Genomic DNA, 11,824 nt, shown 5'->3' on the forward strand with positions numbered 1-11,824 from the left:
GGGGCCTGGAAAAGTACCTAATACGCTCTAAGACTACCGGCTGAGCAATATGAGATGCTGAAACCGAAACCGCGCGGCATGGCCGGGCGGCACATAAAACATCGTTAGTTTAGCTGCTGGCGGGGCCTTCTGCAGGAAGCAGCGGCTGGAGGTGCTGGCGTTTTGATGCTGGTGCGGCGCGTTCCTGCGGCGCCGCCATGCAAGTGGAGTTATCCGCCCTGCTTGTCGCGCGAGGGGGGATCTGGCAAGACACAGGCGTCGAGCACCTGCAGGTCATTGTCCTTGGCGAAGTTGACGACGAAGTGGTAGGCCAGCGGGTCGAGATCGCGCAGCGCCTGGTTGACCGCCACGGAACGGATGCCGTTGATCATCGTCGGCAATACGTAGGGAGAATATTTCAGGTGGGCATTACGTCCGCCCGAACCTTCAGGGCGGAAACACGACATCACGCCGCACAGCCGTTCCGCCCAGTCGCTGGGACGAAACTGCCTGCCATCCGAGGTTTGCCCGAGAATGATGAATTCTTGTGCCGGCGCGTTGGAGGGTTTGATGGGATCAGCCATACGTGCAGTTCTTCTAAAGCGCTTGCAACCGAATGCCCTTGTCCTGTTGGGACTGGAGCCCTGATTTCCGAGGTGCCTTCGCAATTGATGCGTGGGTGCCTACGGCTCTATGTATTATATCTTATAGAAGACTTGGGTTCTACCGGTCTTCTGCCCTGCTGGCCTCCCCGCCCCCCCCTGCTGCTTGCTGCCGTTCCTATTGCCAGGCTGCAGTTTTGTCAAACTTGCATCCGATGCTTTCCAGCAAGTTTTCGTACCTTTCATGCACAGAACCGGAAGTATACCGGGATGCGCATTTTCACGTTCCAAAAACTAAGCGGGCCTGAGCCCGCTTGGTTGTCTATCCGATGGCGTCACCCCATCCACACCGCTACCGACAGCAGCAGCAGCAGGAACATCCAGAGCAGCAAAGCGCGCCATACCAGGCCTACCGTACTTTGCAGCGTGCGCGGGGACGGCGTATCGCCGGGCAGGCCATCGGTTTCTTCCGGCAAGGTGTCGACCGTGGCGGCATCGACCGGCAGGATGATGCCGGCTGCGGTTTCCTTGGGGGTACCGAAACGCACGCCCATCGCACCGCCGCCTGCGGCCAGAATGATGCCGGCCGCCTCATCATCCCAACGGCTGGCGAAATTGCGCCAGGCGTAGATCGCGTCCTCGAAGTTGCCTACTACCGCAAACGCGGCCGCGGTCATGCGCGCCGGAATCCAGTCGATCCAATAGAAGGCGCGCGCGGCAAAACGGCCGAAAGCCTCGTATTTCATATGATCGGGCTCATTCCAGGCGCGCGACAGGTATTCGGAAACACGGTACATCACTGCCAGCGCAGGGCCGGCCGGCATCAGGAACCAGAAGAACACGCCGAACACATGGCGATGCGTAGTGATCAGCGCGCGTTCGGAGGCAATGCGCGAGATTTCGCTCACGTCCATGCCGGCGGTGTCTTGCTTGGTCCATTCGGCCAGCAGTGCGCGCGCCGTCATTTCATCGCCGCTGTTCAAGGCCAGCTGGATCGAGGTGAAGTAATGGCTGTAGTGCCGAAATCCCAGCGTCAGGTAGACAATCAGCACGTTCCAGGCGAAAGCGGCAATCGGGCTGATGTGCACGCACAGCCAGTAGATGAGCGCGGCAGGAATGGTCAATGCGCCGACCATCACCGCCCAGCCTAGCCGGCCATGGTGCGCGTGGCCGGCATTGAACCAGCCCTCTATGCTGCCGGCGAAAGATTTGATCGATGCATAAATCGGATTATCCGCACGCAGTGGTTTGAGTTGTTCGATTAACAGCGCAAAGAGAATGGAGAGAAATGTCATCAAGCAGCCTTATGGATCCCTATAGGCCATACGATAGCGCAGTGCATGATGGGAATCAAACAATTGATTCACTGGCGGGATTGAATGCATGGCAAGCGCTGCCTGCGCCCATGCTTCAACTGCGCAGAAAATGGAAGAGATTGCGCAGCATGCCGGCCGTGGCACCCCAGATGAAATAGCGCTGGTAAGGCATGGTATAGAAGCTGCGGCGGCCCACCGGCTGCGGCAAGTCCACCGAGCGGCGCTGGTGGTTGAGGCCATCCATCAGGAACGCCAGCGGCACCTCGAAGATCTCGTCCACCTCGCGCGGGTCGGCGACGGTATCGAACGGCGGCTGGATCAAGCCGGCAACGGGGGTGACGCGATAGCCGGTGCCGGTAAGGTAATCCGGCAAGGAACCGATCACTTCGACATGGCTGCGCGGCAGGCCGATTTCCTCTTCGGTCTCGCGCAGCGCGGTCTCGATGGCCGAACTGTCGTAGTCTTCACGCCGCCCGCCCGGAAAACTGATCTGGCCGGCGTGGTCCTTCAGGTCGGCAGTGCGTTGGGTAAACAGTACGGTCAGGCCTTCCGGGCGCAACACGATGGGAATCAGCACCGAAGCCAGTCGAAAACGCCCCTTGGCGTCGGCCAGGCGGGCCAATTGGTCGCCGCTGTGCTCCGGCTCCCAACGCGGCGGATCGGCGAAGCGCCGGCGCAACCAGTCGGCGTTCAGGCGCGCCATCTCCAGCGCGTGCTCGCCGGCGATGGCATCGACTGGAAGAGTGACTGGATCGAAACTGGCCACGATATGATCGGCTTAGTGTTGGAAACTCAGAATCGGGCGGAAATGAAAAAGGGGCGTCGCGAGACACCCCTTTTCCTGATGCATCAGCATGCCGGAGATTACTCTGCAGCCTTTGCAGCGCGGCTTGGCAGCTTTTCCTTGATACGAGCCGACTTGCCCGAACGCTCACGCAGATAGTACAGCTTGGCGCGGCGGACATCGCCACGACGCTTGACTTCGATCGAAGCGATCAGCGGCGAGTACAACTGGAAAGTACGCTCCACGCCTTCACCGGACGAAATCTTGCGGACGATGAAGTTGGAATTCAGACCACGGTTGCGGCGCGAAATCACGACGCCTTCGTAGGCCTGGGCGCGCTTGCGGGTGCCTTCAACCACGTTGACGCTCACGATGACGGTGTCGCCGGGTGCGAAGTCGGGGATGTTCTTGGCGAGACGCGCGATCTCTTCTTGCTCGAGTTGCTGGATCAGATCCATTTTTTGCTCCTGTAACCATCTTGCTGGCGCCCGGCGCCTTGCGGCATACCTTGTTGCCCAGTAGAGGATGGGGTTTCAATTACAGCGACGAAAAACCGCTGCACGTTGTTGCATGTTGCAGCCCTTTGCAGCAAAGCTGCCGGTACTGCCACATCTGCTACTTCTTTACGCGATGCCTCGTATTGCTGCGGCATCGGCACGGCCTGCATCTTACTGCAAACCGCTCAAAAACTTTTCATCGGCACGGCTCAGCAAGCCATTTTCGCGCGCCCTGGCAATCAGGTCGGGGCGCTTGGCCTGGGTCGCCTCCAGCGCCCGCTGGCGACGCCATTTCTGGATCTCGGCGTGGTGGCCACCGAGCAGAATGGCAGGCACCGCCTCGCCTTCATACTCTTCCGGCCGCGTATAGTGCGGACAGTCGAGCAAGCCGTTGACGAAACTGTCTTCCACCGCCGACGCGCCATCGTTGAGGGCGCCTGGCAGCAGGCGGATCACCGCATCCATCAGCGCCATCGCCGGCAGCTCGCCGCCGGAGAGGACAAAATCGCCGATGCTGATCTCTTCATCCACATGCTTGTCGAGCAAGCGCTGGTCGATCGCTTCATAGCGTCCGCACAGCAGCACCACACCTGCATCCTGCGACAGCCTGACCACACGTTCATGTGTGAGCGGCGCGCCTTGCGGCGACAGGTAAACCACGCGCGGCGCAACCAGGCCCAAGTCCTGCTGGCGCTGTTTGGCAGCACCAATAGCTGTCTGCAGCGGCTTGGCCAACATCACCATCCCGGGACCGCCGCCGTAAGGACGGTCATCCACGGTACGATGGTTATCGGTGGTGAAGTCGCGTGGATTCCACAGCGACAAATCCCAGCGTTTCTGCTCCAGCGCCCGGCGGGTAATGCCCGACTGCGTCAGCGCCGCGAACATCTCGGGAAACAGAGTGACGACATCGAACTGCATCACGCCTCCATTTCCATAAAACCTTGTTTGATATCGGCGAGGCCGGAAATGAAAAAACTGACCGCAGTCAGTAGTCCAGTCCCCAGTCGACGATAATCTTCTTTTCTGCTTGCTGCACTGTCTTGACGAACTGGCCGACAAACGGAATCAGCAACTCAGGTGCGCCAGCCGGCTTCCCTTTGGCGTCCTGTTCAGCTTCCTGCACCGGCATTGCCACGCGCAGGATGGGATGGGCGCCGTTGTCCATCATGTCGGCCACCACACCCAGCTGTTCGCCCTGCAGGTTTTCCACAGAGGCGCCGATCAGGTCGACCCAGTAGAACTCATCGTCATCCAGCGCAGGAAAGTGCTTGCGGGAGATATAGACCGCATTGCCCTTGAGTGCTTCCGCAGCATTGCGATCCGCCACGCCGGTCAGGCGGGCGACGACATCGCCGCTATGCCCCTTGGACTGCATGACTTCGATATCCTGCTTCGGCAGGCCGGACTTCTCCAGCCACCATGTTTTCGCATTCAGCAAAGCATCTGCTTCGGCCGAATACGGGCGCACGCGAATCCAGCCCTGAATGCCATAAGCTCCCGTCACATGGCCGACGGTCACGAGATCGCCGGGTGCTTCGATGCCTGCCTGGACTGGATTATTCACTGATACGCCACATCTGGCCTGCTTCCATGCGCCGCAACGGGCGCGAAAACAGGCCGGACAAACTTAATTAAGCAGCAGCCTTCTTGCCAGCGTCGGCAACCAGACGAGCAACGGTCGGCGACAGTTGTGCGCCAACGCCTTGCCAGTGGGCCAGACGGTCTGCAGCGATACGCACGATTTCTTCCTTGCCCGATGCAACCGGGTTGTAGAAGCCGATACGTTCGATGAAACGGCCATCGCGGCGATTGCGCGAATCAGTTGCAACGATGTTGTAGAAGGGGCGCTTCTTGGCGCCGCCACGAGCTAAACGAATAACGACCATAATGGTTCCAGTAAGAATACGGACACGGAAAAGCCGCAAATTATAACGGACTTCCACACCTCACGGCAACCTGATTACCGCTTTTGTGTGCTTAACCAACGCAGAAAGGTCGCAAAAACCACCGATTCTGACGCCAAATTACATCACGGCAAGGGCCACACAAGCTCATCCTGCCCTCACTGATATCAAAACAGCAAGAGACGCTCGGCCATTTCCCGCAAGTAAGATGTACGCGCCGATCAGCTATACTTGCCCGATACCCTTACGACAACATCGCCGCCGGCCACGACGCCACGGACACAATGAGACAAGGCATGAGCAACCCAACCACGCACAAGAACAAAACCCTGGCCACCCTGATCGCCGCCGTGCTGGGCGGCATCGGACTCCACCGCTTTTACCTCTATGGCATACGCGACCGCTTCGGCTGGCTGCACGTGCTCTCGGTTCCGCTCTCGCTGGCGCTGATGGCCGCCAATCCGCAGGCGCCGCAATTATTCACCGCCCTGCCCTTTGTACTGTCCATCCTGTGCGGCTGCCTGGAGGCGCTGATAATCGGCCTAACCCCCGACGACAAATGGGATCTCAGGCATAACCCCGCCAGCGGCCGGCAATCGGAATCGCACTGGATCCTGGCCGTGATCATCATCTTGACAGTAGGCTTGGGTGCCATGGGGCTGATTGCCTTGATTGCGCGCAGCTTCGACCTGCTCTTCACCGGCGGCGCGTTCGGCTGACCACCGGCCGGCACGAAAGCAAAAGCCCGGGAGGCCTGCAGCGGCCTTCCGGGCTTTTTTGCTTCTCCCCCCCCCCCCGCAGGAAGGTGGGGATCGGTCAGAACTGATCTTCGGTCAGCGCCAGCACCGATTGCGCGCCATCGACGATGGCAGTCCGATAAGCCAGCGCTTGCGGCAGGATCTGGTCGGCAAAGAAGCGTGCGGTCGCCAGCTTGGCTTCGTAGAACTTGGCGTCGCCTTCGCCTGCCTTCAGCTTGTCTGCGGAAATGGCTGCAGCGCGCGCCATCTGCCAGCCTCCCAGCACCACGCCGGCCATCTTCAGGTAGGTGACGCTGCCGGCGAAGACCGACTTGATGTCGCCCTTGATGTTGCCCACCACGTAATCGACCACTTCTTCCAGCGCACCGGCCGCCTCGTTCAGGCGCAGGCCGATGGATTTCAACTCGGCATCGCCCTCCAGCCCGGCGGCAGTCTTGCGCACCTGGGCGATGATGCCTTTGGCGACCGCGCCACCATCGCGCGCGGTCTTGCGGCCGACCAGGTCGTTGGCCTGGATCGCAGTGGTGCCTTCATAGATCGACAGGATGCGCGCGTCGCGGTAGTACTGCGCGGCGCCGGTCTCTTCGATGAAGCCCATGCCGCCGTGCACCTGCACACCGGTTGAAGTGACATCGATCGCCAGCTCGGTCGACCAGCCCTTGACGACGGGCACCAGGTATTCATAGAAAGCCTGGTTGGCCTTGCGCGTCGCCTCATCCGGATGGAAGTGCGCCGCGTCCGAAGTGGCGGCGGCAACATAAGCCAGCGCACGCGCGCCCTCGATCTGCGCGCGCATCGACATCAGCATGCGGCGCACGTCCGGCTGGTGGATGATGGTGACTGCACCAGCAGAGCCGGCCAGGTCACGCGACTGCACGCGATCCTTGGCGTAAGCGACGGCCTTCTGGTATGCGCGCTCGGACACCGCCAGTCCCTGGATGCCGACTGCGAAGCGCGCCGCGTTCATCATGATGAACATATATTCGAGGCCACGGTTCTCCTCGCCCACCAGCGTGCCGATGGCGCCGCCATGGTCGCCGAATTGCAGCACCGCGGTCGGGCTGGCCTTGATGCCAAGCTTGTGTTCGATCGATACGCAATGCACGTCGTTGCGCTCGCCCAGCGAACCATCGGCCTTGACCAGGAACTTGGGCACGACGAACAGCGAAATGCCTTTGACGCCCTCCGGTGCGTTCGGCGTGCGCGCCAGCACCAGATGCACGATGTTCTCCGCCATATCGTGCTCACCATAGGTGATGAAGATCTTGGTACCGGACAACTTGAAGGTGCCATCGCCCTGCGGCACCGCGCGCGTGCGCACCAGCGCCAGGTCGGAACCGGCCTGCGGCTCGGTCAGGTTCATGGTGCCGGTCCACTTGCCGGAAATGAAGTTGGCGATGAAGGTGTCCTGCTGCTCCTTGGTACCGGCGGTCATCAGCGCCTCGATGGTGCCATCGGTCAGCAACGGGCACAGCGCGAAGGACAGGTTGGCCGAGTTCAGCATCTCGATGCAGGGAGTCGCCAGCAACTTGGGCAAACCCTGGCCGCCGAATTCGACCGGATGCTGCACGCCCTGCCAGCCGGCGGTGCCAAACTGCCGGAAAGCCTCCTTGAAACCGGCGCTGGTAGTCACGCTGCCATCGGCCCAGGAGCTTGGCTGCTGGTCGCCGGAATGGTTCAGAGGCGCCACCACTTCGCTGCAGAACTTGGCGTTTTCTTCCAGGATGGCCTCGGCCGTCTCCGGCGTAGCATCTTCGCAGCCCGGCATGGCATTGACCTCGGCCAGCCCAGCCAGCTCGTTCATGACGAACAACATATCCTTCAATGGCGCGGTGTAACTCATCTCCAACCTCCTCTTAGGAACGATCTGCCGTCGTTCCTTGCTTGCGAAAAAATGCCTCCGACGGCAAAGCGACGCCGGATGGAAATACCCCGGCGAAAGCCGGGGCAAAAACTGCGGTGGATACTGCCTGGATCAGCCCAGTTGCTTCACCAGTTCAGGCACGATCTCGAACAGGTCGCCGACGATGCCGTAGTCGGCCACCGAGAAGATCGGCGCCTCTTCATCCTTGTTGATCGCCACGATCACCTTCGAATCTTTCATGCCAGCCAGGTGCTGGATGGCGCCCGAGATACCGACGGCAATGTACAGATTCGGCGCGACGATCTTGCCGGTCTGGCCGACCTGCCAGTCGTTGGGCACGTAGCCCGCATCCACAGCCGCACGCGATGCGCCCATGGCAGCGTTCAACTTGTCGGCCAGCGGTTCCAAGATCTTGAAGCTTTCCGATGAACCCATGCCGCGGCCACCGGAGACGATGATCTTGGCGGCCGTCAGTTCCGGACGGTCGGACTTGGCAACTTCGCGGCTGACGAAGCTGGACTTGCCCGAATCGGCCACAGCCGGAATAGCCTCAACAGCAGCGCTGCCGCCCTGGCCTGCCGGATCGAAACCGGTGGTGCGCACGGTGATCACCTTGATCGCGTCAAGCGATTGCACGGTGGCAATCGCGTTGCCGGCATAGATCGGACGCTCGAAGGTATCGGGAGAATCGACCTTGGTGATGTCGGAGATCTGGCCCACGTCCAGCTTGGCGGCCACGCGCGGCAGGATGTTCTTGCCGTAGGCGGTGGCCGGCGCCAGGATGTGGCTGTAGTCCTTGGCGATCGCCAGGACTTGCTCTGCCACGTTCTCGGCCAGGCCGTCGGCGAATTGCGCGGCGTCGGCCAGCAGTACCTTGGTCACGCCCGCGACTTGCGCGGCGGCGTCGGCCACTGCCTTGGCATTGGCGCCTGCGACCAGGACGTGGACATCGCCACCGGCTTGCGCGGCGGCGGTGATGGTGTTGAGGGTGCTGCCCTTGAGGCTGGCGTTGTCGTGTTCTGCAATGACGAGTGCGGTCATGTTCATTACCCTCTTAGATAACTTTGGCTTCGTTCTTCAGCTTGGCCACCAGCGTGGCCACGTCCGGCACCTTCACCCCGGCGCTGCGCTTGGCGGGCTCGGCGACCTTCAGCGTCTTCACGCGCGGCGCCACGTCCACACCCAGCTCATCGGGCTTGACGACATCCAGTTGCTTCTTCTTGGCCTTCATGATGTTGGGCAGCGTCACATAACGCGGCTCGTTCAGGCGCAGGTCGGTGGTGATGATAGCCGGCAGGGTCAGGACCAGGGTTTCCAGGCCGCCGTCCACTTCACGGGTCACCGTCACCTTGCCGTCTTCCAGCACGACCTTGGATGCAAAGGTGGCTTGCGGCCAGCCCAGCAAGGCGGCCAGCATCTGGCCGGTCTGGTTGCAGTCGTCGTCAATGGCCTGCTTGCCCAGGATGATCAGTTGCGGCTGTTCCTTCTCGGCCAGCGCCTTGAGGATCTTGGCCACGGCCAGCGGCTGCAGTTCCACGTCCGCGCCGACTTCAGCCAGGATGCCCCGGTCAGCGCCAATGGCCATCGCGGTGCGCAGGGTTTCCTGGCATTGCGTCACGCCGGCCGACACTGCGATCACCTCGGTGACCTTGCCGCCTTCTTTGAGGCGCACCGCTTCTTCCACCGCGATTTCGTCAAACGGGTTCATCGACATCTTGACGTTCGCAATGTCCACGCCGGTGCCGTCGCTCTTGACGCGCACTTTCACGTTGTAATCCACTACGCGCTTTACGGGTACTAATACTTTCATCGCATGGCCCTTGAAAAATCAAATTGACGTAAACGTAAACTTTTGCCGAATTATAAAAGCAAAACGAAGCAGCCACCAAAATTTAGCACGATCGTTCTTTTTAATATTCGAAGCATACACATTAATTTCTTGGAACGAAAGAGGAATTGCCGCCGCAAACAAAAAAACTTCAAGAAGAATGCGGCTGCCCGGACTTCAGCAATGGCGACGTATCGATATTGCAATGCAATATCCTGTCCCGCCGAATGGAATATCCGGGTAACCGGCCAATGAAATTGGCCGGGGATTTCCGCCTGTCGCAGGATAAACCACAAGCGCCTGCCAGGCGTTCCGCTGCACGGATCGGAATCAGGCCGCCAAATGCGGCACCTTTTCTCCACGCAAGCCGGCGATCAGGTTGACCACAGCCAGCTCAGCCATCGCCATGCGAGTCTCATGCGTAGCCGATCCGATATGCGGCAAGGCCACCACGTTGGAAAGCTTCAACAGCGGCGAATCCGCCGGCAATGGCTCGACTTCGAACACGTCCAGCCCGGCCGCATAAATGGTCTTGTCTTGCAGCGCTGCAATCAAGGCTGCCTCATCGACGATGCGCCCGCGTGAAGCGTTGATGAAAATGGCGCTGCGCTTCATCAGTCCGAACTCCCGCGCGCCGAACATCTTCTCGGTCTCCGGCGTCAACGGCAGCATCAGGCAGACGAAGTCGGATTGCGCCAGCAACTCATCCTTGCTGACGAAGGTAGCCCCCAGTTCGCGCTCGGCCTCAGGATTCGGGCGCGTGTTGTTATACAGGATCTTCATGCCGAAACCATGATGGGCGCGCCGCGCCACCGCGCCGCCGATGCGGCCCATGCCGATCAGGCCCAGCGTCTTGCCATGCACGTTGACGCCGTATTGCGCTTCGCCGATGCTGCCCTTCCAGTTGCCGGCCTTGACGAACTCGGCCAGCTCCACCACGCGGCGTGCGCTAGCAAGGATCAGGGAGAAAATGGTGTCAGCGGTAGCTTCGGTGAGTACGCCAGGCGTATGCGCCAGCATCAGGCCGCGCTTCTTGAAATATTCCAGATCGAAATTGTCGACGCCGACCGAGACGGTCGAGGCGATCTTCAATTCCGGCGCACCGTCCAGCATCGCATTGGTCATCGGCAAACTGGCGCCGATGATGCCGTGCGCATGCTTGAGCGCTTCGAGGAAAGCGGCGCGATTACCGTCGTTGACGCGGTCGAACAGGGTTACATCGAATTCAGCTTGTAGTTGCTCCGTCAGATGCTCCGGCAATTTCTTGTACACCACTACACGCTGTTTCATCGATCTTCCTGTCCTGTTGAATTGAGTCAAGCGAATTAGCCCACGGCCTCCAGCTCTGCACGAGTCGGCAGGCCTTCCATGTCGCCTACCACTTGAATGGCAAAGGCGCCAATGCGGTTGCCGCGCATCACCGCCTGCTCGACCGGCAAACCTTCCAGCATGCCGCTGATGACGCCGACCGCGAAACCGTCGCCGGCGCCCACCGTATCGACCACTTCCTTGACCTTGACGCCCGGAACCGTGCCTTCATCGCGGGCATTGCGCCAGTACGCGCCTTCAGCGCCGAGCTTGATGACCACCATTGATACACCGCGCTCCAGATAGAAGGCGGCGATATCGCGTGCTTCAGTGTACCCCGTCAGGATTTTTCCTTCAGACAGCCCCGGCAAGACCCAGTCCGCCTTGAAGGCCAGTTCATTCAACTGCCGCGTCATCGCCTCCTGTGAAGGCCACAGCATGGGACGCAAGTTGGGATCGAAGGAGATGGTCTTGCCGCGTGCGCGCATGAAATCCAGCGCATGATGGGCGAATTGCATGGTGGTTGCCGACAGCGCCGGCGCGATGCCGGTCGCATGCAGGTGGCGCGCATTGCCGAAATACTGCTCATTGAAATCGGCCACCGACAAGTGGCTGGCGGCCGAGCCCTTGCGGTAATACTCGATCGCCGGATCGGCCCCATCCACCGCCTTGGCCTTGAGCTGGATCGCCGTGCGGAATTCCATATCGGTGGCGACGCGGCTGACATCGACGCTTTCCTGCGCCACGCGCTTCCTGATGAAGCGCCCGAACGAGTCGTTGCCTACGCGGCTGGCCCAGCCCACTTTCAATCCCAGCCGCGCCAGGCCGATGGCAACGTTGGTCTCGGCGCCGGCCAGGCGCCGCGTGTATTTCTCCACATCCTCAAAGGCGCCGACTTCGTCGGCCACCAGCAAGGCCAGTGCCTCGCCATAGGTCACCACATCCAGCTGCACTGCATCCGCACTCATTGTTCTCTTTCCG

14 protein-coding genes are annotated in these 11,824 nt (G+C 60.6%); 1 reads left to right on the forward strand and 13 read right to left on the reverse strand.

Going from position 1 to position 11,824, the window contains the following annotated elements; all coding sequences use genetic code 11:
• Positions 1-209: 209 nt before the first annotated feature.
• From AKL28_RS04885 to rpsP, 8 genes are all read right to left on the reverse strand, one after another.
• Entirely contained in the window at positions 210-563 is a 354-nt protein-coding gene (locus AKL28_RS04885; RefSeq protein WP_050466950.1) for a DUF3579 domain-containing protein, read from the reverse strand.
• Positions 564-916: 353 nt separating this feature from the next.
• Entirely contained in the window at positions 917-1,876 is a 960-nt protein-coding gene (locus AKL28_RS04890) for a CobD/CbiB family protein (RefSeq protein ID WP_050466951.1), read from the reverse strand.
• 115 nt (positions 1,877-1,991) lie between these two features.
• Complete coding sequence (locus tag AKL28_RS04895; protein ID WP_050466952.1) at positions 1,992-2,663, reverse strand: CoA pyrophosphatase; 672 nt, start codon at positions 2,661-2,663, stop codon at positions 1,992-1,994.
• 98 nt (positions 2,664-2,761) lie between these two features.
• The gene (rplS, locus tag AKL28_RS04900; RefSeq protein ID WP_050466953.1) at positions 2,762-3,139 is read right to left on the reverse strand and encodes a 50S ribosomal protein L19; all 378 of its coding nucleotides are present in this window, start codon (positions 3,137-3,139) and stop codon (positions 2,762-2,764) included.
• Complete coding sequence (locus tag AKL28_RS04905; RefSeq protein ID WP_156226237.1) at positions 3,130-3,333, reverse strand: hypothetical protein; 204 nt, start codon at positions 3,331-3,333, stop codon at positions 3,130-3,132. Before AKL28_RS04905 ends, rplS begins: the two co-directional genes overlap by 10 nt.
• 16 nt (positions 3,334-3,349) lie before the next feature.
• The gene (gene trmD / locus AKL28_RS04910; RefSeq protein WP_050466955.1) at positions 3,350-4,099 is read right to left on the reverse strand and encodes a tRNA (guanosine(37)-N1)-methyltransferase TrmD; all 750 of its coding nucleotides are present in this window, start codon (positions 4,097-4,099) and stop codon (positions 3,350-3,352) included.
• Positions 4,100-4,166: 67 nt separating this feature from the next.
• Positions 4,167-4,745 (reverse strand): ribosome maturation factor RimM, encoded by a 579-nt coding sequence (gene rimM / locus AKL28_RS04915; RefSeq protein WP_050466956.1) that lies wholly within the window; start codon positions 4,743-4,745, stop codon positions 4,167-4,169.
• A 67-nt stretch (positions 4,746-4,812) separates the two neighbouring features.
• Positions 4,813-5,067 (reverse strand): 30S ribosomal protein S16, encoded by a 255-nt coding sequence (gene rpsP, locus AKL28_RS04920; protein WP_008116712.1) that lies wholly within the window; start codon positions 5,065-5,067, stop codon positions 4,813-4,815.
• 314 nt (positions 5,068-5,381) lie between these two features.
• On the opposite strand from rpsP, the gene AKL28_RS04925 reads away from it, so the two are divergent.
• Entirely contained in the window at positions 5,382-5,804 is a 423-nt protein-coding gene (locus AKL28_RS04925) for an NINE protein (RefSeq protein WP_050466957.1), read from the forward strand.
• A 97-nt stretch (positions 5,805-5,901) separates the two neighbouring features.
• Here AKL28_RS04925 and AKL28_RS04930 read toward each other — a convergent pair whose 3' ends face one another.
• The 5 genes from AKL28_RS04930 to AKL28_RS04950 form a co-directional block, all read right to left on the reverse strand.
• On the reverse strand, positions 5,902-7,686 hold the full coding sequence (locus AKL28_RS04930; protein WP_050466958.1) for an acyl-CoA dehydrogenase: 1,785 nt from the start codon (positions 7,684-7,686) through the stop codon (positions 5,902-5,904).
• 132 nt (positions 7,687-7,818) lie between these two features.
• Complete coding sequence (locus AKL28_RS04935; protein ID WP_050467074.1) at positions 7,819-8,748, reverse strand: electron transfer flavoprotein subunit alpha/FixB family protein; 930 nt, start codon at positions 8,746-8,748, stop codon at positions 7,819-7,821.
• A gap of 13 nt (positions 8,749-8,761) precedes the next feature.
• On the reverse strand, positions 8,762-9,517 hold the full coding sequence (locus tag AKL28_RS04940) for an electron transfer flavoprotein subunit beta/FixA family protein (protein ID WP_050466959.1): 756 nt from the start codon (positions 9,515-9,517) through the stop codon (positions 8,762-8,764).
• Between the two features lie 348 nt (positions 9,518-9,865).
• Positions 9,866-10,825: a 2-hydroxyacid dehydrogenase gene (locus AKL28_RS04945; RefSeq protein ID WP_050466960.1), complete on the reverse strand. Its 960-nt coding sequence runs from the start codon at positions 10,823-10,825 to the stop codon at positions 9,866-9,868.
• Between the two features lie 35 nt (positions 10,826-10,860).
• Positions 10,861-11,811 (reverse strand): sugar kinase, encoded by a 951-nt coding sequence (locus AKL28_RS04950; RefSeq protein WP_050466961.1) that lies wholly within the window; start codon positions 11,809-11,811, stop codon positions 10,861-10,863.
• Between the last annotated feature and the right edge of the window lie 13 nt (positions 11,812-11,824).

The organism is Herbaspirillum chlorophenolicum (assembly GCF_001189955.1).
In the GTDB taxonomy this organism is placed as follows: domain Bacteria; phylum Pseudomonadota; class Gammaproteobacteria; order Burkholderiales; family Burkholderiaceae_D; genus Herbaspirillum; species Herbaspirillum chlorophenolicum.

Coding starts and splice junctions, on each gene's coding strand:
- AKL28_RS04885 (WP_050466950.1), bottom strand. CDS start 563: ATGGCTGATCCCATCAAACCCTCCAACGCGCCGGCACAAGAATTCATC.
- AKL28_RS04890 (WP_050466951.1), bottom strand. CDS start 1,876: ATGACATTTCTCTCCATTCTCTTTGCGCTGTTAATCGAACAACTCAAA.
- rplS (WP_050466953.1), bottom strand. CDS start 3,139: ATGGATCTGATCCAGCAACTCGAGCAAGAAGAGATCGCGCGTCTCGCC.
- AKL28_RS04905 (WP_156226237.1), bottom strand. CDS start 3,333: ATGCCGCAGCAATACGAGGCATCGCGTAAAGAAGTAGCAGATGTGGCA.
- trmD (WP_050466955.1), bottom strand. CDS start 4,099: ATGCAGTTCGATGTCGTCACTCTGTTTCCCGAGATGTTCGCGGCGCTG.
- rpsP (WP_008116712.1), bottom strand. CDS start 5,067: ATGGTCGTTATTCGTTTAGCTCGTGGCGGCGCCAAGAAGCGCCCCTTC.
- AKL28_RS04925 (WP_050466957.1), top strand. CDS start 5,382: ATGAGCAACCCAACCACGCACAAGAACAAAACCCTGGCCACCCTGATC.
- AKL28_RS04930 (WP_050466958.1), bottom strand. CDS start 7,686: ATGAGTTACACCGCGCCATTGAAGGATATGTTGTTCGTCATGAACGAG.
- AKL28_RS04935 (WP_050467074.1), bottom strand. CDS start 8,748: ATGACCGCACTCGTCATTGCAGAACACGACAACGCCAGCCTCAAGGGC.
- AKL28_RS04940 (WP_050466959.1), bottom strand. CDS start 9,517: ATGAAAGTATTAGTACCCGTAAAGCGCGTAGTGGATTACAACGTGAAA.
- AKL28_RS04945 (WP_050466960.1), bottom strand. CDS start 10,825: ATGAAACAGCGTGTAGTGGTGTACAAGAAATTGCCGGAGCATCTGACG.
- AKL28_RS04950 (WP_050466961.1), bottom strand. CDS start 11,811: ATGAGTGCGGATGCAGTGCAGCTGGATGTGGTGACCTATGGCGAGGCA.